General features: G+C 69.6%; 17 protein-coding genes and 2 pseudogenes. 15 read left to right on the forward strand and 4 right to left on the reverse strand.

Features of this window, described 5'->3' with window-relative positions; genetic code table 11:
- The coding region (locus EUA98_RS17760) for a response regulator transcription factor (RefSeq protein ID WP_130104032.1) at positions 1-337 on the forward strand (337 nt) is incomplete at its 5' end.
- 718 nt (positions 338-1,055) lie between these two features.
- On the opposite strand, the gene EUA98_RS17770 is transcribed toward EUA98_RS17760, so the two are convergent.
- Positions 1,056-1,721: a response regulator transcription factor gene (locus EUA98_RS17770; protein ID WP_130104033.1), complete on the reverse strand. Its 666-nt coding sequence runs from the start codon at positions 1,719-1,721 to the stop codon at positions 1,056-1,058.
- A gap of 92 nt (positions 1,722-1,813) precedes the next feature.
- Between EUA98_RS17770 and EUA98_RS17775 the strand changes: the two genes are divergently transcribed.
- Complete coding sequence (locus EUA98_RS17775; protein ID WP_130104034.1) at positions 1,814-2,092, forward strand: GlsB/YeaQ/YmgE family stress response membrane protein; 279 nt, start codon at positions 1,814-1,816, stop codon at positions 2,090-2,092.
- 151 nt (positions 2,093-2,243) lie between these two features.
- On the opposite strand, the gene EUA98_RS17780 is transcribed toward EUA98_RS17775, so the two are convergent.
- Entirely contained in the window at positions 2,244-2,993 is a 750-nt protein-coding gene (locus tag EUA98_RS17780; protein ID WP_165372893.1) for a DUF4386 domain-containing protein, read from the reverse strand.
- A 94-nt stretch (positions 2,994-3,087) separates the two neighbouring features.
- Between EUA98_RS17780 and EUA98_RS17785 the strand changes: the two genes are divergently transcribed.
- The gene (locus EUA98_RS17785; RefSeq protein WP_130104036.1) at positions 3,088-3,648 is read left to right on the forward strand and encodes a GNAT family N-acetyltransferase; all 561 of its coding nucleotides are present in this window, start codon (positions 3,088-3,090) and stop codon (positions 3,646-3,648) included.
- A 32-nt stretch (positions 3,649-3,680) separates the two neighbouring features.
- On the opposite strand, the gene EUA98_RS17790 is transcribed toward EUA98_RS17785, so the two are convergent.
- Entirely contained in the window at positions 3,681-4,406 is a 726-nt protein-coding gene (locus tag EUA98_RS17790) for a helix-turn-helix domain-containing protein (protein WP_130104037.1), read from the reverse strand.
- The gene (locus EUA98_RS17795) at positions 4,403-5,857 is read right to left on the reverse strand and encodes an APC family permease (protein ID WP_130104038.1); all 1,455 of its coding nucleotides are present in this window, start codon (positions 5,855-5,857) and stop codon (positions 4,403-4,405) included. Before EUA98_RS17795 ends, EUA98_RS17790 begins: the two co-directional genes overlap by 4 nt.
- A 309-nt stretch (positions 5,858-6,166) precedes the next feature.
- Between EUA98_RS17795 and EUA98_RS17800 the strand changes: the two genes are divergently transcribed.
- From EUA98_RS17800 to EUA98_RS17850, 12 genes and pseudogenes are all read left to right on the forward strand, one after another.
- The gene (locus EUA98_RS17800) at positions 6,167-7,615 is read left to right on the forward strand and encodes an APC family permease (RefSeq protein ID WP_255424320.1); all 1,449 of its coding nucleotides are present in this window, start codon (positions 6,167-6,169) and stop codon (positions 7,613-7,615) included.
- A 51-nt stretch (positions 7,616-7,666) separates the two neighbouring features.
- Positions 7,667-8,800 carry a tyramine oxidase subunit B gene (locus EUA98_RS17805; protein ID WP_130104040.1) on the forward strand — a complete coding sequence of 378 codons (1,134 nt, stop codon included), beginning with the start codon at positions 7,667-7,669 and terminating at the stop codon, positions 8,798-8,800.
- A gap of 82 nt (positions 8,801-8,882) precedes the next feature.
- Positions 8,883-10,064 (forward strand): NAD(P)/FAD-dependent oxidoreductase, encoded by a 1,182-nt coding sequence (locus EUA98_RS17810; protein ID WP_130104041.1) that lies wholly within the window; start codon positions 8,883-8,885, stop codon positions 10,062-10,064.
- Between the two features lie 150 nt (positions 10,065-10,214).
- A complete protein-coding gene (locus EUA98_RS17815) occupies positions 10,215-10,973 on the forward strand; it encodes an electron transfer flavoprotein subunit beta/FixA family protein (protein ID WP_242511683.1) in 759 nt (252 codons plus the stop codon).
- A 15-nt stretch (positions 10,974-10,988) separates the two neighbouring features.
- On the forward strand, positions 10,989-11,969 hold the full coding sequence (locus EUA98_RS17820; protein ID WP_130104043.1) for an electron transfer flavoprotein subunit alpha/FixB family protein: 981 nt from the start codon (positions 10,989-10,991) through the stop codon (positions 11,967-11,969).
- The gene (locus EUA98_RS17825) at positions 11,966-12,643 is read left to right on the forward strand and encodes an NAD(P)H-binding protein (protein WP_130104044.1); all 678 of its coding nucleotides are present in this window, start codon (positions 11,966-11,968) and stop codon (positions 12,641-12,643) included. The genes EUA98_RS17820 and EUA98_RS17825 overlap by 4 nt, the downstream gene beginning before the upstream one ends.
- 175 nt (positions 12,644-12,818) lie before the next feature.
- Positions 12,819-13,766: pseudogene (locus EUA98_RS17830) on the forward strand (LacI family DNA-binding transcriptional regulator); the annotation flags it as partial.
- Positions 13,760-13,909 (forward strand): annotated as a pseudogene (locus EUA98_RS20595) (hypothetical protein); the annotation flags it as partial. The pseudogenes EUA98_RS17830 and EUA98_RS20595, both read left to right, overlap by 7 nt.
- An 85-nt stretch (positions 13,910-13,994) precedes the next feature.
- Complete coding sequence (locus EUA98_RS17835) at positions 13,995-16,145, forward strand: glycoside hydrolase family 36 protein (protein WP_165372894.1); 2,151 nt, start codon at positions 13,995-13,997, stop codon at positions 16,143-16,145.
- A 65-nt stretch (positions 16,146-16,210) separates the two neighbouring features.
- Positions 16,211-17,545, forward strand: a complete 1,335-nt coding sequence (locus tag EUA98_RS17840) for an ABC transporter substrate-binding protein (RefSeq protein WP_130104046.1) — start codon at positions 16,211-16,213, stop codon at positions 17,543-17,545.
- A 67-nt stretch (positions 17,546-17,612) separates the two neighbouring features.
- Entirely contained in the window at positions 17,613-18,566 is a 954-nt protein-coding gene (locus EUA98_RS17845) for a carbohydrate ABC transporter permease (RefSeq protein WP_130104047.1), read from the forward strand.
- Entirely contained in the window at positions 18,563-19,444 is an 882-nt protein-coding gene (locus EUA98_RS17850) for a carbohydrate ABC transporter permease (RefSeq protein WP_242511684.1), read from the forward strand. Before EUA98_RS17845 ends, EUA98_RS17850 begins: the two co-directional genes overlap by 4 nt.
- Positions 19,445-19,553: the final 109 nt, after the last annotated feature.

Raw genomic sequence — 19,553 nt, forward strand, 5'->3', positions numbered from 1 at the left:
GATGAACTCCTGGTTCACGCCCCACGCTGGCGGACTTGCTATGAACCACCGGCCTCAACTCATCCTGACCCGTAGGGAGGCGGCAGGCGAGGACGTCGCCGTCACCATCGAGCAGAGCTCGCCCGCCGAACGGGCGGCGGTGTTCTCGCGCGCCTTCGGCCTCAGCGGCCGGGAGACCGAGCTCCTGGGCTTCCTGGGCCAGGGCAGCGGAACACGTGGGATCGCCCGTCAGATGTTCGTGTCGGAGAACACCGTCCAGGACCACCTGAAGTCGATCTTCGCAAAGACAGGCGAGCACAGTCGCCCCCGCCTCGTCTCACGCGCCTTCGGCTCATGACGCCCGTGGCCGACACCGGGCGGTCGGTCGACGACGACCGGGGTGCCGTCGGCCAGTGACTGCCGCAAGAGGGCGACTGCAGGTGGTGCCACATACTCGCCGTCCACGGATGCGCGCTCAACCCTTGTCGGCGGGCTCGCCCCCCGCGCGGCTTCCCAATCCTGGCCGCCATGGAAGACACCGAGGACGTTGACCACGACCTCGTCGGACGACTCGTCTACCTCGTACGCGACGAGGGTCCGCTTCTTGAAAGTGGTGGTCCTTATCCCGGGCCGGACGTCGTCGCGGCTTCGACCAGCGAGCGGGTACACCAAGATCGTGTGGCGGACCACTTGGCTTCAAGGCGGGCGCGCACGTCCTCGGCCGGGATCGCTCGAGATGGATCAGCCTTCAAGGCGTCATACGCGGCAGCCGCCTCAGTGCGCAGCCAGTCTTCGGCCGCAACGCCAAACGCCTCGCCCGGCTCGAGGAGTCTCAGCGCGAGCTCCTTGCGCACCGAAGGAGGCAGGGCCAGCCCTGCTTCGTAGAACTCCGAGGCACTCAACGACGTGCGTCGATCGTACGACGGGCAGCCCTCCACGACGGAGTGAGATGGGACCCCAGCTCATCGCGAGGACGTGCCCGACAACCAGCTCGCCGGCTGGGTAGCCGTCTCAACCCGGACGCACATTGCCACTCAAGGTGCGGGCGACCGCTGCGCGGGTAGGCGGCGAGGTCCTCACGGCCCGCCGCGCCAGTGGTCGATCCGGTGGTGGTCGGGGACGAAGCCGTGGTCGACGCCCCACAGCACCGCCTGCGTCCGGCTCGCCGCGCCGATCTTCCGGTAGACCGACCGGATGTAGGACTTGACGGTGTTGGGACTGAGGTAGGTCTGCGCTGCGACGTCCGCGTTGCTCAGTCCCTGGGTGATCAGAGCCAGGATCTCTGACTCGCGATCGGTCAGCCCCTCCCCGCGCCCGGGCCAGTCCAGGCCGTTCGCGGGGCGGACGCGACCGGCCACCTCGCTGACCACGAACTCACCGGCGTGCACCTTCTCGAGGGCGGCAACGAGCTCGCGTGCCGGCAGCGCCTTGGACAGGTAGCCGCGCACCCCCTGCTCGCGTGCCTTGGCGATCAGGTCGGGATGGAAGTTCCAGGTGAAGACGACCACGCGGCGGGCGTTGGGGTTGCGGACCAGCGCCCCGATCTCGTGGTGGTCGGACTCCGGCTGCGCGAACGAGTCGTACAGCACGATGTCGACGTCATCGCGGACCGGCTTGTTCGTGTCGATCTCGGCGACCACCACGCGGTCGCGGTACTGGTCGATGATCTTCGCCACGCCGAGGAGTACCACGTCGTAGTCGTCGACAAGGGCGACGGTGATCGGCCTGCGGGGGTCCGGCATGGCTCGACGCTACCCCCCCTAGGGGTGTACCGCCCCAGCCTTAGGGGTGGTTTTCTCGACGTGACAGATTCACTCCTGGAAAGGCAACCATCATGTTGGGACTCATCCTCACGATCGTCATCGTCGGGCTCATCGCCGGGCTGCTCGCGCGCCTCATCGTGCCCGGAAAGCAGAACCTGTCGATCGCCATGACGATCGTCATCGGGATCATCGGGTCGTTCGTCGGCGGGTTCCTCGGCTACCTGCTCTTCGGCAAGGACGCAGCCGACGGCGTCTTGCAGCCCGCCGGGATCGTCGGCTCGATCATCGGTGCGATCGTCGTGCTGGTGATCTGGACCCGCGTCGGCGGACGCCGCTCCATCACCAGTTGACCTGACGCGCAAGCCGGCCCGGTCGCTCTCCAGCGGAACGACCGGGCCGGCCTCGCCGCCCCGATACCGAGAGCTCGAAGCCGTCGGCCACGGAGCAGGAGCCGGCGTCAACAAGGGTGATTCTCGATGAGTACAAAAACAGGCTCGATGCTCAGTGCTGCTTCTCTTGCCTGACTTCCTGCTGCTCTCCGTGGAAAATGTTGGGCGCTGCCGCCGAATCGGGATGAGGCGATGAGACGCTTGCCCCCTTGATCAGGAGCCACAGACCCAGGACCAACTCGAACGGGATGTAGAGCGCGTACAGAGCGAAACCGAGATCTCGACTGTTGTCCCAGAGGAGCAGCACGGTGGCTGCCAGGACAGGGAAGACAGCGACCAGGCCCCACGCAGAAATTGGTCGCGGAACACTGCGCGATCGCAAGAGCAGCGAGTACCACAACAACGCGCCGAAACAGAAGAACAGCATGTCGATCGTGCCCGCGTGGTCGCTGAAATCCAGAGTGAGCGAGGCGATCGTCTCGCGGGAGGCATCGGAGGTACCGGCATTGATTCGTCCCGAGCTCAGATCAACCAGGCCGTAGAGACCGAGCGTCTTGACCGCGAGCATCACTGCTTCCGCCATCCACAACCCGAGAGCGACCCGCGCGACGGGGCGGTTCTGATCTCCCAGGACGACATAGAGCAACGACGTCATGACGATGATGCCGACACTCGTGAGCAAGAACAACAGAAGGCTGATCTGCATCCGAGCAGCGGCGCCCGAGATGTTCGTCAATACCTCGGAGGGGCTCCCTGCGAGGATCGACCCGGACAGAAGCCCCGCAGTGAGGCTGGTCGCGAACTGGAAGATGAACGCAGCTCCCAAGTACCTGGGAATACGCGCGTCCGATTCCGTTGACATGTCCTCATCTCCCGAGAATCGAGGAGCCCTCTCCCGAGTCTCGGCCGTAGTGGGCGCGGCCGCCACCCGGGTCGCGTCGCGTACGGTCGGCGGCATGGCCGAGCTCCAGTACCCGATGCCGCCGTTGGCCGACACGGTGGTTCTCCTTCGTCCCTGGCGGACCGAGGACGTGCCCGGGAAGCTGATGGCATTTGGCGACCCGCTCGTTCAACAGTTCGCCTGGTCACGGACCACCGCGTACACCGAAGCCGACGCGCGCGACTACTTCGTCGAGCAAGAGACGGCGCGGCGGGCCGGCCACGCCCTGACGGTCGCGGTCGCGGACCCCCGCGACGAGGCGACCATTCTGGGGGGCGCGTCCCTGTACGACGTCGACCGCGAGACGGAGCGGGCGGGGATCGGCTACTGGCTGGCGCCCGAGGCCCGCGGCCGGGGCGCGGCCACGCACACCGTGCGGCTGCTCGCCGGCTGGGCCTTTTCGGCGCTGGGAATGAAGCGGATCACGCTGACGTGTGGTCCCGACAACGACGCCTCGCAGCGGGTTGCCGGGCGCTGCGGGTTCGTGCGCGAGGGGGTCCTCCGCTCGGACGTGGTGTTCAAGGGCGGTCGGCGCGACTCGGTGGTGTTCTCGCTCCTGCCCGGCGAGCTGCGGTAGCACGGTGGCCGGCAGGTCTGGGCCGCGTCGCTTCAGGTGAGCAGCAACGTCAGCTCGGACACGCCGCTGAGCAGGATGGACATCAGCTCCTCGGGATCCGCGAGGCGCGCCGGCGGGGCCTCCACCAGGAGGGCCGCGACGAGGTGCCCGGCGTCGTCCGGCACCGGCAGGGCGAGGCACCCCCGTTTCGGAGAGCCGTGCCGCACCTGCTGGGCGTGCGTGGGTGGTCGGCGGCCCTCGCGCTGAGCCTCCTCCCACGCAGCGGCGAGGCGGCCCGCGGCGGTGGAGCCCGGGTCGGTCAGCAGGCGGTGCGGATCGGTGAGGGGGATGTCGGTGTCCTCATCGGTGACGATGATGCGGGTGCCGGAGTAGTGCACGAGGTGGACCCCCGCACGGACCCGGTCACGCAGCACCGCGAGCGCGATGCGCGCGGCGCGGGACAGGTGTGGCGCCGGCGCGGCCGGCGCCGCCAGCTCGGCCACGCGTCGCCCGAGGGTGAAGCCCCGCAGGTCGGGCATGCGCACGAGGTACTCATCGTCGGCGAGCAGGCGCACCAGGCGGTAGGTCGTGGCCCGCGAGACCCTGAGGTCCGTGCTGATCTCGCTGGCCGTCGTGCCCGGGCCGCGGCGCGCCACGCACTCCAGGATCTGCAGGGCGTGCAGGATCGCGCCCGGCTGGCGCGCATTGATGCTGCCCTCCGGCGCCGGCGCCCCGTTGAGTCGGGCGACGACGTCCGGGTGGCCGAACGAGAAGCTCATGAGTCCCCGCCGAGGATGTCCTGGGACGTCGGCTCGTCGTACATCCCGACCCGGTCACGCGCGACGGGGCTTCGCGCCAGGCGCAGCCACCCGAGCCCGGTGCCGGCCGCCAGCAGGACCACGAAAGCCCAGGCGGTGGCGGCGTGCGCGGTCATGACCTGCAGCACGAGGAACGTCACGAGTGACGCGGAGATCAGCACAGCCCCTGACCAGCTCAGCACCGTGGTCCAGGGGTGGGGCTCCCCGATCTGGCGCGCGAAGGCCGGCGCGGCGAAGCACACCAGCGCGTACGCGGTGAGGAAGCCCGCCGCCGCGAGGACGATGAAGACCCCCATCAGCGCCTGCAGATCGAGCCCGACGGCGGCTGCGAGCACGGGCGGCCCCGCGATGAGCGCGACGGCCACTCGCGTCGCGACGGTCGGGACCTGCCGCACCCGGTTGACGTGGCCGAACCACTCGGGCAGCACGAGCTCTCGCCCCATCGCGAACAAGATGCGAGCCATCGCCACCGCGGAGGCGATCGCGCACGCGAGGAACGACAGCGCGATGGCGACGTCCAGCACGCCCGCCAGCCACGGCGGCCCGAACGCGGCGCTCAGCTCGTTCACCGGCGAGGTGCTCGAGCCCAGGTCTCGGCCGAGAGCCTGGAACGCGGTCAGCTGGAGGGTCACCGCCCCGACGTAGATCACACCGGAGACCACGACCGTCCAGGTCACCGCGCGCGGCACGGTCGTGAAGGTGCGTCGCGCCTCCACCCCCAGGGTCGACGCGCTCTCGAAGCCGACGAAGCCGGTGAGCGCGAGCACCGTGCCGACCACCATCCCGGGGGCCGTCACGGTGTGCGTCATGCCGCCCCAGTCGGGGGGCCCCGTGCGCATGAGCAGTGCGACGCCGAGCACGACGATCAGCAGGAGGGAGGCGCCCTCCATCACGACCGCGACCCGGGCCGTTCGGCGGGCGCCCCACAGCGGGACCACCAGCACGGGCAGCGCCAGCACGGGCAGCAGCACCACCCCCGCGATCCCGAGCTCCTCGGCGAGGGGGCCGAGGTACGACGCCGCGCCGGTCAGGGCGAACATCGCGATGAAGCTGTACCCCAGGAGGATCGCGACGCCGGCCACGACCCCCGCCCGCGCTCCGAGGGCGCGCGAGACGAACGTGTACAGGGAGCCCGTCGCCGCCATGCGGCGCGTGAAGACGTTGACCGCGACCGAGACGAGCAGCGCGAGCAGGGTGGCGGCGACGACGGCGGGAAGGGTCGCCCCGCCGGCGGACGTGGCCACGAGGACGGGGACCGTGGTGGTCGCTGCTGCCGGGGCGGCAGCCGCGACCGACTGGCCGAGCACGTCCCAGGCGCCCACGCTGCGCCGGTCGAGGCCGGCGACGGGTGAGGTGGAACGCATCCCGGGAACAGAAACGGGATGGGCGATCGCGCGCTGCAGAGCGGTCATGAAACCTCCCACGGTGTTCGCGCACCGTAGGGGCCCCGAACGGCTGCCGCGTGCCGAGCGTGTTTCGGGGGTGTGACATCGCGTGAGACGCCGTCCTCGCCGCGTCTCGCACGAGGTGACAACCGCGTTACGGGATGGCGGCGCCGGGGAAACCGCGGCAGGCGAGTGTGGCCATCACGCGAAGGCCCCGGCCATCTCCCGGCCTCGCGGTCTCGTACCCCGTCCCGTCGCCCTTTTCGTCCACCGGCACGCCGAGGAGTCCCCATGTCAGCCCCTGCGGATAGCACAACGGCACACAGCACGACATCAGTGGTCACGTCTCCGGTCGGGTCCCTGACCGGAAAGCTCGGCACCACGTCCATCGTCTTCATGGTCGTCGCGGCGGCCGCGCCGCTGACGGTCATCGGCGGTGCGGCACCGCTCGGCATGCTGCTCGGCAACGGGGTCGGCTTCCCCGCCCTGTACGCGATCAGCGGTGTCATCCTGCTGCTGTTCGCCGTCGGCCTCGCGGCCATGACCCGGGTCGTGCCGCGCCCGGGCGCCTTCTTCACCTACATCGGCTACGGGCTCGGCAACCGGATGGGCCTGGCCGCCGCGTTCCTCGCGCTCCTGACCTACACCACCATCCAGGTCTCGGTGTACGGCTACCTGGGATACATCCTCGAGCTGACGTTCACCGGCCTCGGCGCACCCTCGATCCCGTGGTGGATCTGGTCGCTGACCATGGTCGCCGCCGTCGGGGTGCTGGGGTACCGGCACATCGACGTGAGCTCCAAGGTCCTCGGCGTGCTCCTCCTCGGCGAGATCGGCATCGTGCTGCTGCTCGTGCTCGTCGTCGTCGTCACCGGCGGCGCCGACGGCCTCTCGTTCACCTCGTTCGAGCCGGCGCAGGTCACGTCGGGCTCGCCCGCCATCGGGCTGATGTTCGCCATCGCCGCGTTCATCGGCTTCGAGGCCACCGCGATCTTCCGGGACGAGGCCCGCGACCCGGAGAAGACCATCCCGCGGGCGACCTACGCCGCCGTCATCGGCGTGGGCCTGTTCTACACGGTGGCCTCCTGGGGTCTGATCATGGCCTGGGGGCCGGACAAGATCATGGCCGCCGTCGCCGAAGACCCCGGGGGACTGATCCTGCGGACGACGGAGCGGTACCTCGGCTCGAGCGGTGAGGTCGTCGTGAACGTCCTGCTGATCACGAGCATGTTCGCCTGCGTCCTGTCCTTCCACAACGTGCTCGCGCGCTACCAGCACTCGATGGCCGGCGTCGGCGCGCTGCCCTCCGGCCTCGGCCGCGTGCACCACTCCCACCTCTCGCCGCACACGTCCTCGTTCGCCCAGACCATCACCGGCGGTGTCCTGGTCCTCCTCTCCGGGGTGCTCGGGCTCGACCCGGTCCTGGAGGTGTTCACCTGGTTCTCCGGCGTGGCCACCCTCGCGATCGCGGTGCTGATGGCCGTCACGAGCATCGCGGTCATCGTCTGGTTCAGCCGTTCGACGGCCCCGCGGAGCATCTGGCGCACGGTGGTGGCGCCCTCGCTCGGCCTGGTCGGGCTCGTCGTCGCCGCCCTCGCGATCGGTGCGAACTTCCCCATGCTGGTCGGCGACGTCGACGCCGCGGGCGTGCCCCGCTGGGGAGCGCTGAGCCTCGGGCTCGTCGGCCTGGTCCTCATCCTCCCCGCGATCGGGTGGGTGCAGGGAACGGTCATGAAGCAGGTCCGCCCGCAGGCCTACGAGCGGCTGACCGACTCGCTCACCTGAGCCGTCCTCGCGCCGAACCAGCACGATCTCAACACGACCTAGGAGACCCTCGTGACCGATACCGCGATCTCATTTCGCTACCTCAGTGAGCCGGACGCCATCGCCGCCGGTGTGACGGACATGCCCGCGTGCGTCGAGGCGATGGACGAGACGCTCCAGCTCCTGCAGCTCGGCGACTACCGCATGGCCGGTCGGCTCGGCAACTCGCACGGCGCCATGGTGCTGTTCCCCGAGGCGCCGGCCTTCCCGAACATGCCCAAGGACGGCACCGACCGTCGGTTCATGGCGATGCCGGCCTACCTCGGCGGCAGCTTCGACAACGCCGGGGTCAAGTGGTACGGCTCCAACGTCGCGAACCGGGAGGTGGGCCTGCCGCGCTCGATCCTCCTGTTCGTCCTCAACGACAAGGAGACCGGTGCGCCGAAGCTGATGATGTCGGCCAACCTGCTCAGCGCCTACCGCACGGGTGCCGTCCCCGGGGTCGGCGCCAAGTACCTCGCGAAGCCGGACGCGAGCGTCGTGTCGATCATCGGCCCCGGCGTGATGGGCAAGACCGGCCTGGAGGCCTACGCCGCGTCTCGCCCGATCACCCGGGCCCAGGTCTACGGTCGCCGCCGGATCACGTCGGAGGCGTTCAAGGAGTGGGCCGCCGAGAAGCTGCCGGACATCGAGATCGTCATCTGCGACTCGATGGAGGAGTCGGTGCGGGGCGCCGACATCATCCACTCCGGGGTCTCCGGGCCCGTCGACCCGGCGACCTACCCGCACGTGCGCAGCGAGTGGCTCAAGCCGGGCGCCTTCATCTGCGCGGTGGCGAACCTCAAGCTGGACGACGAGCTCCTGCTCGACCCCTCGACCGGGCTGTTCATCGACAACCTCGAGATGTACTTCGACTGGCAGGAAGAGTTCGGGTACCCGGCCTACGAGACCACGACCGGCATCATCGGCACGCGGTTCGTGGACCTCATCCACGACGACAAGCTCGCACGCGACCGGGTCACGAACCTCGGTGACGTCCCGCTGGGGCGGGCGCCGGGACGCACCAGCGAGGACCAGATCATCGTGTTCAGCGTCGGCGGCATGCCGATCGAGGACGTCGCGTGGGCCACTCGGGTGCTCGACCGGGCCGCGGAGCTGGGTATCGGCATCGAGCTCCCGCTGTGGGAGACCCCCGCGATGTCCTGACCCGACCCGACGACTCCGTCGCGGCCGACGCGCGCACAGAACGCGTCGGCCGCGCCCCCGCAGCCCCAGGAGGACCCAGCACATGAGTGACATCGTCATCATCGGCGCAGGCGTGATCGGCGTCGCCACGGCCCACGCGCTCACCGCCCGCGGCATCACCGACATCACGATCCTCGACCGGGACTCGGTCGGCTCGGGCGGGACCGGCAAGTCGGCCGGGATCGTGCGCTGCCACTACGGCGTCACCTCGGTGGCCGCGCTCGCCCTGGCCAGCCTGGAGTTCTTCGAGAACGCCGAGGCCGAGCTCGGTCAGGACATCGGCTTCGAGCAGGTCGGGTACCTCGTGGGGGTCGGTCCGGAGAACGTCGAGCCGTTCCGGGCGAGCCTGGCCAACCAGCGTTCGCTCGGGGTCGACACGCGCGAGATCGGTCACGACGAGGTGGCCGCGATGTGGCCCACCGCCTACCTCGACGACTTCGCGACGTTCTGCTTCGAGCCGCGCGGCGGCTACGGCGACGGCTATGCGACGGCCCAGGCCCTCGCCACCTCGCTCAAGGCCAAGGGGGTGACGATCCGCCAAGGTGCGAAGGTCACCGAGATCGTGGTCGACGGCGACAAGGTCACCGGCGTACGGCTGGCCGACGGCGAGGTCGTCCCCGCCGGCCTGGTCGTCGTTGCGGCGGGGGCGTGGTCCGTCCCGCTCGTCAGCCCGCTCGGCATCACGCTGCCGATCCAGCCGATCTGGGTGCAGGAGGTGCTCATCGACCCCGCGGTCGACCTCGGCGCCCCTCCGGTGTTCTCCGACCTCGTGTCCAAGCAGTACGTGCACCTGCGCGGCGGCGAGATGCTGTTCGGCAACAGCTCGGGCGAGGGCGCCATGACGCCGATCGACGACCCCGACGTCTACCCGAGCCGCGCGACGAACGAGACCGTGGAGCTGGTCGTGGAGAAGGCGATGCACCGCTTCCCCGGCATCGAGGACCCCCGCCTCGCCACGACCGCCACGGGGGTCATCGACACGACCCCCGACAACAACCCCATCGTCTCGGCCACGGGGTACGCGGGGCTGTTCATCGCGGCCGGGATGTCCGGCCACGGCTTCAAGATCGCGCCGGCCCTGGGCCGGCTCATGGCGGACATCATGCTCGACGGCGACACGACGCTTCCGCACGTGGTCGCCTCCGAGTTCCGCCTGTCGCGCTACGACGACGGCGAACCGCTCGTCAGCCCGTTCGTCTACCACGGGGCGACCGGCATCCGCTGACGTGGCAGCCCTGACGGATCGGGCGCCCGCGCCGTGGAAGAACCTGCCCTGGAAGAACCTGCCCTGGAAGAACCTGCCCGGAAAGACGACAGGTGGTCCCCGGACCGCCGCAAGCGAGAGGCGATGCCAGTGACGCGAATCCTGACCTGTGTGAAGTTCGTCCCCGACACCGCGGACGAGGTGGAGTTCGCCGCCGACCACACGATCGGGCGGCCCGCCGCCGGCTCGATGCTCTCGGAGCTGGACGAGTACGCCGTCGAGCAGGCGCTCCAGCTGCGCGACGCCCTGCCCGGGTCGACCGTCAGCGTGCTGACCGTCGGACCGGAGCAGGCCGAGGGCGCGCTGCGCAAGGCGCTCCAGATGGGCGCCGACGAGGCCTACCTCGTGACGGACGACGCGATCGCGTGCTCCGACGTCTTCGGGACCGTGCGCGTGCTCACCGCGGCCGCGCTGACCGTGCCCGACGTCGTGGTGGTTCTGTGCGGGATGAGCTCCACCGACGGCGAGATGGGCGTGCTGCCCGCGCTCCTGGCCGGCGGCCTGGGCTGGCCGCTCCTCAGCCTGGCCGCGACGCTGACGGTGACCGAGGCCGGCCTGCGCATCGAGCGCACGGACGAGGTGGGCACGCGCACCGTGGAGGCGACGCTGCCCGCCGTCGTGAGCGTCACCGACCGGAGCGGGGAGGCGCGCTACCCGACGTTCAAGGACGTCATGGCGGCCAAGAAGAAGACCGTCACGCGGCTCGACCTGGCGGCGCTGGGGGTCGCCCCGGCCGAGGTCGGTGCGGTCGCCGCCCGCGTGCAGGTCCGCGACATCACCCGCAACCCGGACCGGCCGCCCGGCCGCGTCGTGGTCGACCACGAGGGCAGCTCGGTCGACGAGCTCGTCGCCTTCCTCACCGCGCGCTGAGACAAGGGAGTCACCATGAGCACGATCCTGGTCCTGACCAACCTCGCCGACGGCGACGTCGACACCCCCACGCTCGAGCTGCTGACCCTCGCCCGGGAGCTCGGCAACCCGGTCGCCCTGATCGTGGGCGATGCCCCGAGCGCCGCGGTCACCACGCTCGGGCGGTACGGCGTGACCGCCATCCACGCGCTGGACTGTCCCCAGCTCGCCGGCTCCCTCGTCACGGCGAGATCCGCGCTCGTGGCGGACGCCGCAAGCGCGGTGGGTGCGGACGTGGTGCTCCTCGCCGCCGGTCTCGAGAACGCCGAGGTCGCAGCGCTCGTCGCCGCTGCGCTCGGCGCCGCGTTGGTGACCGACGCCGTCGCCGCGGCGACAGTCGACGGCGCTCTGCGGGTGACGAAGGTCATCTGGGCCGGTCGGCACACCGTCGAGGCGGACGTGCGGACCCCTCGGGCCGTCCTGACCGTCAAGGCCAACGCGATCACGCCGTCGCCCGACGCCGCGGGCGGCACGGTGCTCGCCGTCGAGGTGGGCACGCGCACGCACGAGACCGCGCGGGATGCGGTGGTGACCTCCCTCGTGGCGGACGCCTCGACCGGCGGGCCGAGGCTCAGCGACGCGAGCGTCGTGGTGGCCGGGGGGCGCGGCACCGACGGCGACTTCACCGGCGTGGTGGCGCTCGCCGAGCTGCTGGGGGGTGCGGTCGGCGCCTCGCGCGCCGCGGTCGACGCCGGCTGGATAGGCATCGGCACCCAGGTGGGGCAGACCGGCAGGACGGTCTCGCCCGACCTCTACGTCGCCGTGGGGATCTCCGGTGCGATCCAGCACGTCGCCGGGATGCGCACCGCGCGGCGGATCGTCGCCGTCAACAGCGACCCCGACGCGCCGATCCACCGCATCGCCGACCTCGGGGTGGTGGGTGACCTGGCCGTCATCCTGCCCGCGGCCGTCGAGCGCCTGCGCGCGCACGCGGCGCTGGAAGGGGCCAGCCGATGACCACCATCGCCGTGCTCGGCGCGTCGGGACAGATCGGCCGTTCGCTCGTCGCTCTCCTCGCCGCCCGCGGTGACACCGTGCTCGGAATTGTCCGCAGTCCCGAGCGGGTGGTCGAGATCGACGCCCTGGGGGGCCGGGGCGTGCTGCTCGACGTCGAGCACGCCACCGCCGCCCAGCTCGCGGCCGCCCTCGGCGGCGCGGACGCGGTCGTGTTCGCCGCGGGCGCCGGGGCCGGCTCCGGCGCGGAGCGCAAGCGGACCGTGGACCTCGGCGGGTCGGTCCTGCTCGCGCGGGCGGCCGCTCTGGCGGGCATCGCCCGGTACGTCCAGATCTCCGCCGCGGGCATCGACCAGCCGGCGGCGGCGGACGCGGACCCGTCGTGGGCCGCGTACGTCGAGGCCAAGCGCGAGGCCGACGAGCGGCTGCGGGCGACCGCCCTGGACTGGACCATCCTGCGCCCGGGCCCGCTGACCGACGTCCGGGGCACGGGCCTCGTTGCCCTGACGGCCGTCGCCGACGGCGGCCCCGTGCCGCGCGCCGACGTGGCGGCGCTGGTCGTGGCATGCCTCGACGAACCCGCGAGCATCGGCGCCCAGTGGTGGGTGGCCGGTGGTGGCGAGCCCGTCGCTCGGGCGGTGCACCGGGCCGCACGCCTCCTCGCCGAGGCGTCCTGACGCCGCGAGGCCCTGGCTGATCGACGAGACGGCGGATCGGGCGGGCGGGGTGGCGCCTGTGGGCGCCGAAGGTGCGGGCCGCGCACGGACACGGCGGCCACCACCAACTCTGCCGCGGCGTAGGGTTCGATCTGTGGTCGACTCCTATCCTGCCCGGCAGCCCACCATCTCGGATGTGGCGCGTGTCGCAGGCGTCTCGGTCCCGACGGTGTCGCGCGTACTGACGGGGGCGACAAGGGTCAGCCCGGAGCGAAGCGCACGCGTCCAGGCTGCGATCGAATCGCTCGGATTCCGCCCGAACGGCGCCGCTCGGGCGCTGGTGGGGGGGCGGCAGCCGATGCTCGCCGTCTTCGCTGGCAACACCACGCGCTTCGGCTACGCCGCCACGATTCAGGGGATCGAGGAAGCGGCGAGGGCTGACGGTCTCATGGTGGTCATCTCGGTCGTGGAGACCGACGACCCAGCCGCGGTCAAGCAGGCGGTGGACCTGGCACTGAGCCAGCCGCTCTCTGGGGCGATCGTGCTGGAGTACGACCCGCCCGGCGTCGCGACGCTGGCGGCGGTGCCCTCATGGCTTCCGGTGGTGGCGGTGGCCGCCGGCGGCCGGTCCGGCAGCACGGTCGCGCACGCGTACATGGATGACTTCCTTGGTGCTCGGCGGGCCACCCAGTACCTGCTCGAGCTGGGCCACCCGACGGTGCACCATGTCGCGATCCCGTCCGCCGGCGTCGAGAGCTCGCGGCTCTTGGGCTGGCGGGAGGCGCTGGAGGTCGCCGGCGCAGCTGTGCCCCCGGTGGTTCAGGCCGGCTGGGATCCGATGTCGGGGTACGACGCCGGCATCCGGCTCCTGAAGGACGAGCACGTCACGTCGGTCTTGTGCGGGAACGACGAGCTCGCGATGGGCCTGATGCGCGCAGCTCAGGATCTCGCCATCCGGATTCCCGAGGATGTCAGTGTCATCGGGTTCGATGACCACCCGCTCGGTCAGCTCTGGTCACCGGCGCTGACGACAGTGCGCCAGGATTTCGTGGAGCTGGGCCGGCGGAGCTTCCAGCTGCTCAAGCAAGCGCGCTCGGGCTCGGAGTCCGTGCTCACCTCGCGAATCGTGCCCGACCTCGTCGTCCGTCAATCGTCGGGCGCGGTCTCGAGTTCCGTTCGGACGCATGGCGCCGCGCGAGTGTCCGGGTCGCTCGCGCCCTGATCCTCTCCTCCGCCGCGAGTTCCTCCGCAGCATTAGCCGCTGAAAGCGGTATCAGGATTCCGTAGGCCTCATGGACCAGTGCTTGACAAACATGCTTGATCAACGCTTTCATGGTCTTGCCCGACGACGGACGAGACGATGGGGTCGACGATGACGCAGGACGACACGGCGCAGGACGCAGTCCTGACGCTGTGGGACGGGCCTGACGGCCTGCACCTGGTGTGCGCTGCAGGCAAGCCCGCAGCCCTGGTCGGCGGCGATCGCGGTGCCGAGGGCGATCACGTTCTCTTGCTCCGGGCGGTTCAGCCACTTGTTGAGATTCTTGCGGTCGGGCAGGGGCGTCGGAGCGCGAACATCCGGCACACGGCCACGTCGGTCGGCGAACACCTTCGGGTTGACCGGGTGGTGGAGCGCGCCGGGCTGCTGGGGCGCGAGGTCAGCATCGAACAGATCGACGCCACGACCGGCCTGCATGTCCGGGTGGTGCTCCTCGTGAAGGACCGTTCGGTGCGCGCCTGGACCGAGGTGCAGAACGGGGGAGTCCGGCCCGTCGTCCTGCAGGCCGTCTCCTCGTTGGCGGTTTCCGCGCCGATCGGCGGACATGGCTCGACCGAGGCCGTGTCGATCGAGGGCTGGAGCGACTGGCTCGGCGAGAGCCGCTGGTTGCGGAGCCGACTCGATTCCAACGAGGGTCTGGTCCGGCTCGACCTCGTCGCCCACCAGCACCAGGACGCCCGAGGTTCCCGGGTGATCAGCAGCGCCGGCACGTGGTCCTCCGGTGCGCGGCTTCCTGCAGGTGTCCTCGAGAGCTCCGACGATGGCACGGCGCTGGCGTGGCAGGTCGAGCACAACGGGGCGTGGCGGGTCGAGCTCGCCGAACGGATCGACGCCGCAGGCTCCCCGACGCTCGGTCTGGTTCTCCTCGGCCCGACCGACTCCGACCACTCCTGGCACCGGCGCCTCCTACCCGGCGAGCGGTTCACCACCGTCCCGGTGGCGCTGGCCAGTGGCGCGACCGGGTCGCAGTCAGCGGTCGCTGCGATGACACAGCACCGTCGGGCGCTGCGCGGCGCAGCCGAGGCGGGCCCCTGGGTGGTCTTCAACGACTACATGAACACGCTGATGGGCGACCCCACGACAGCCAAGCTGCTCCCGTTGATCGACGCGGCGGCCGAGGTCGGCGCCGACGTGTTCTGCATCGATGCCGGCTGGTACGACGATTCCGGCGACTGGTGGGACTCCGTCGGAAGCTGGGAGCCATCGACGCGCCGCTTCCCCAATGGCGGCCTCAAGGCCGTGGTCGCGCACATTCGCGAGCGCGGGATGGTCCCTGGCCTGTGGCTAGAGCCCGAGGTCGTCGGGGTACGCAGCCCCGTTGCCGAGGAACTCCCCGGCGAGGCCTTCCTGCAGCGGGTGGGCGAACGCATCGTCGAGCAAGACCGCTATTTTCTGGATCTGCGTCACGAGGCGTCCCGCAAGCGGCTGGACTCTGTAGTGGATCGGTTGGTCGACGACTTCGGCATCGGCTACTTCAAGCTGGACTACAACGTCACGCCCGGCCCGGGCACGGACCTGGATGCCGACAGCGTCGGAGACGGGTTGCTGCAGCACAACCGGGCGCACCTGGCGTGGCTGGACGGTGTGCGCGAGCGCCACCCCTTGCTGGTGCTGGAGAACTGCGCGTCCGGCGGCATGCGCTCGGACGCGGCGCTGCTCTCACGCACTCACCTGCAGTCGACGTCGGATCAGCAGAACCCGCTGCTCTACCCGCCGATCGCTGCCGGCGCACTGATGTCGATCCTGCCGGAGCAGGCCGCGAACTGGGCCTATCCCCAGCCCGGGATGAGCGATGAGCAGATCGTGTTCACGCTCTGCACCGGCTTGGCGGGCCGCCTGTACCTGTCCGGCCACCTCGACGAGATGAGCGCACACCAGCTCGCGATCGTTCGGTCAGCTGTCCGGCTGGCTCAGCGCGGCCGTCCCCAGCTGCTGCGATCGATGCCGATCTGGCCGTTGGGCCTCCCCGGCTGGGAGGACACCTGGGTGGCCAGTGGGCTGCACACGTCCGACGAAACGTTGGTGACGGTCTGGTTCCGCGGCGGCGAGCAGCGAGACACGTTGTTGCACCTGCCGGCCGGCGCCATCACCACAGCCTTTCCCGAGACCGACCCGGAGAACGACAGGTTCTCCGACGACAGCTGGTCCGTGATCCGGTGCGACGACGGCACCATCCGAATCCATACCGACTCCCGCGTCCCACAGGCACGCGTCCTGCGCATCACCCACCGCTCCCGGGCCTGACGACCCTCGCAGGCTTACCTCGAATCCCGGCATCGACGCCGAAACCACTGAGGAGACCCACCCCCATGAAGATGAGATATCCCGCACTGGCCGCGACCGTGGTCGCCTTCGGATTGCTGACGGCCGCATGCTCGGACCCGGGAACCGGCACAACCTCCGACGACACGGCCACGTCCCCGGCGTCGTGGCCGGCGCAGGATGCGGACCTCGAGGGCGTCACGCTGACGATCTGGGCCGCGCAAAACTCCAACACGGTTCCCGACTCTGTCGTGAGCGCGTTCGAGAAGAGCACGGGCGCGAAGGTCGACGTCGTGACCATCACGGACCCCTACGAGCAGAGCGTGCAGACCAAGATCGCCACTGGTGACAAGCCGGATCTGGCGTTCTGGCAGCCCACCGCCTCGATGCTCGCGGCCATCAATGCCAAGACCAACCTCCAGCCCCTGGACGACGCCCCCTGGTTGGGCTCGATGGATCCCGCGCTGGCCGACCTGACGGGCATCTACGACGAGACCCGGTACGCCGCGCTGATCAGCACCCCGGCCGTCATCGGTATGTACTACAACAAGGAGGTCCTCGCCGCGGCAGGGATCACCGGGACCCCGACATCCTGGAGCGAGCTCGTCCAGAACGCCCAGACCCTCAGAACCGGCGGGGTGACGCCGTTCTTCGAGATGGGCGGCAACGACGGAGTGCCGTGGGCCACCCAGTGGTGGGTGCAGGCACAGCTCGCCGAAGCCGCCCAGGATGGACTGTGGGACGAGGTCAACGCCAACGACGCCACGTTCACAGACGCCCCGATCATCGATGCGATCACCGGCTACCAGGGACTGATCAACGACGGCATGTTCAATGCCGATATCAAGACAGCCACCTTCGAGGACCAGGGCAAGGCCCTGCTCGCCGGGGAAGCCGCCATGGTCTTGCAGGTCAACTCGTACTTCAGCCAGCTGCAGTCCCTGGCCGACACCGATGAGTTGAACCAGAAGATCGGCTTCTTCCCGATCTCCGCCGAGGGGAACGTCGGCACCTACATCCCTGACCAGGCCAACGCCCTGGTCGCGTTCAAGACCGGTGACGTCACCCGGGAGGCTGCTGCACGCCAGTTGCTCAGCTTCTGGCTCGGTGACGGGTACGCCGACTTCGTGGCCGACCAGAACACCGTGTCGCTCGAGCCGGAGGTCCCGACGCCGGCAACCGTGCCGGATGCGTTGCAGTCGGTCGCAGACTCGCTGAGCAGCTCGGTCGGATCCATGCAGGCCCTGGCAGTGGCCAACCCCGACCTGTATCTGCGTCTGGGAGACATGATCCAGGGCAGTCTGACTCCCGAGCAGGTCGCGCAGCAGACGCAGGATCAGTTCGCTCAGCTCGCCGCCGCTCAGGGCATCGCCGGATTCTGAGCTCGACAGTCGGGGTCGCCCTTGCCCGCCACCTAGGGCGACCCCGACGCACCGGAAGGAGCAACAGATGAGCACCCACACCCTGGCGCGCACGGGCCCCGGCGCGGCCGAAGGTGCACCCGACATCGGCCGATCGGCACGCGCGAACAAGACCCGGCATGCCGGGACGCACCCCTGGGCGTTCGCCGCTCCTGCGTTCGCGCTTCTTGCTGTGTTCTTTTTCGTCCCGACCGTGTTCAACTTCGTCTATTCGTTCACCGACTGGTCCAGCTTCAAGGCCGAGATCGGGTTCGTCGGTTTCGACAACTTCACGCGGCTGATCAGCTCGGGCGACATCGGACGATCGCTCAGGGTCACCCTCGGTTACGCGGTCTTGGTCGCGATCCTGCAGAACGTGTTCGGCCTGCTGCTCGCCCTGCTGCTCGAGGCCGACACCCGGATCAACCGGTTCGCCCGAGTGATGTTCTTCATCCCCGTGATCATGTCGGCCCTAGCCGTCGGCTACGTCTTCCAAGCCATTCTCAAGCCCGACGGCGCGCTCAACCAGATCCTCTCCGTCGTGACCGGCCACGCGGTGGGAACCGCCTGGCTCGGGAGCACGACCTGGACGCTGCTGGTCGTTGCCACCATCCACGCCTGGAAGTGGATGGGCCTGCCGATGCTCATCTACATGGCCGGGTTGAAGACCATCAACGAAGACGTCCTGGAAGCGAGCCGCCTCGACGGCGCGGGCGCCTGGACAACCTTCTGGAGGATCCGACTGCCCCTGATCGCTCCTGCAGTGACATTCAACGTCGCCACCGCACTGCTCGGTTCGATGAACGGCTTCGACATAGTCCAAGCCACCACCGGTGGAGGGCCCGCACGCTCCACCGAGCTGCTGAACATCTTCATCTTCCGCACCTTCGGCCAAGGCCTGTTCGCTCAGGCCACCACGATGAGCCTGGTGCTCTTCCTGGTCGTCATCGCCCTGGCCTTCCCCGTCATCGGGATGCTGCGTCGTCGAGAGGACGTCCTGTGAGCACCGTCGAACCCCGCACTGCCGCACCCCGCACTGCCGCACGCTCCCTCGGAGGCCGCACGGGCCCGTGGACCCGGATCCGGCCCGTGGTCGTCCTGCTGGCAGTCGTGCTTCTGGTCGGAATGCCCCTGTGGATCATCGTCGTCACCGCAGGCAAGACACAGGCAGAGGCACTCGACCCGAACCTGTCACTGCCCCAGCGTTGGCAGCTGTGGCAGAACTTCGCCGACGTCTGGAACCAGGCGCACGTCCCCGCAGCGTTCGCCGGATCCCTGGTCATCATGGTCCCCGCCGTCTTCCTCGTCCTGATCTTCGGGTCCATGGCTGCCTGGGTCCTTGCTCGGCGCAGCTCCCGGCTGACCGCCGTCGCCTACTCCCTGGCGATCTCGGGGATCGTCCTCCCGCCCGCCGTCGTCACCATCGTGCTGCTGCTGCGCCAGCTCGGGCTCGCCGGCACCGTGGTCGGCATGATCGGCGTGTACGTCGGTATGTACATGTCGACCGTCATCTTCTTCGTGACCGGCTTCGTGCGCACCATCCCGCAAGAGCTCGAGGAAGCCGCCCGCGTCGACGGAGCCGGACCTCTGCGAGTGTTCGCCACAATGATCCTGCCGATGCTCGTGCCCGTGCTCAGCACCGCAACGATCCTGATCTGCCTCTACATCTGGAACGACGTGTTCTACGCGTTCTTCGTCGTCGGCGGACGCGTCCAGACCCTTCCGCTCAACCTCTACAACGTCGCCTCGGCTGGGCTCTACCTGAACAACTGGCACCTGATCTTCGCCTACGTGATCCTCATGAGCCTGCCCCTGCTGCTGGTCTTCGTCGTCGCACAGCGCAAAATCATCTCCGGCATCACCGCAGGCGCCGTGAAATAGCCCTCTTGCGGCTCTGCGGCATCGGGGGCGGACCTAGTGGCGTGTCACATAAGTTTCTGATGTGTTCGCTATGCTCTGGGACATGCCGAATCGGGTGAGAGTGTTGGCG

It is taken from the genome of Pengzhenrongella frigida (assembly GCF_004168625.1).
Taxonomy (GTDB): Bacteria; Actinomycetota; Actinomycetes; order Actinomycetales; family Cellulomonadaceae; genus Pengzhenrongella; species Pengzhenrongella frigida.

What these genes read in the sequence shown, in the direction of transcription:
- EUA98_RS17840 (WP_130104046.1), top strand. Translation starts at nt 16,211, where the DNA reads ATGAAGATGAGATATCCCGCACTGGCCGCGACCGTGGTCGCCTTCGGA.
- EUA98_RS17790 (WP_130104037.1), bottom strand. Translation starts at nt 4,406, where the DNA reads ATGAGCTTCTCGTTCGGCCACCCGGACGTCGTCGCCCGACTCAACGGG.
- EUA98_RS17770 (WP_130104033.1), bottom strand. Translation starts at nt 1,721, where the DNA reads ATGCCGGACCCCCGCAGGCCGATCACCGTCGCCCTTGTCGACGACTAC.
- EUA98_RS17820 (WP_130104043.1), top strand. Translation starts at nt 10,989, where the DNA reads ATGAGCACGATCCTGGTCCTGACCAACCTCGCCGACGGCGACGTCGAC.
- EUA98_RS17845 (WP_130104047.1), top strand. Translation starts at nt 17,613, where the DNA reads ATGAGCACCCACACCCTGGCGCGCACGGGCCCCGGCGCGGCCGAAGGT.
- EUA98_RS17785 (WP_130104036.1), top strand. Translation starts at nt 3,088, where the DNA reads ATGGCCGAGCTCCAGTACCCGATGCCGCCGTTGGCCGACACGGTGGTT.
- EUA98_RS17825 (WP_130104044.1), top strand. Translation starts at nt 11,966, where the DNA reads ATGACCACCATCGCCGTGCTCGGCGCGTCGGGACAGATCGGCCGTTCG.
- EUA98_RS17835 (WP_165372894.1), top strand. Translation starts at nt 13,995, where the DNA reads ATGACGCAGGACGACACGGCGCAGGACGCAGTCCTGACGCTGTGGGAC.
- EUA98_RS17780 (WP_165372893.1), bottom strand. Translation starts at nt 2,993, where the DNA reads ATGTCAACGGAATCGGACGCGCGTATTCCCAGGTACTTGGGAGCTGCG.
- EUA98_RS17795 (WP_130104038.1), bottom strand. Translation starts at nt 5,857, where the DNA reads ATGACCGCTCTGCAGCGCGCGATCGCCCATCCCGTTTCTGTTCCCGGG.
- EUA98_RS17810 (WP_130104041.1), top strand. Translation starts at nt 8,883, where the DNA reads ATGAGTGACATCGTCATCATCGGCGCAGGCGTGATCGGCGTCGCCACG.
- EUA98_RS17775 (WP_130104034.1), top strand. Translation starts at nt 1,814, where the DNA reads ATGTTGGGACTCATCCTCACGATCGTCATCGTCGGGCTCATCGCCGGG.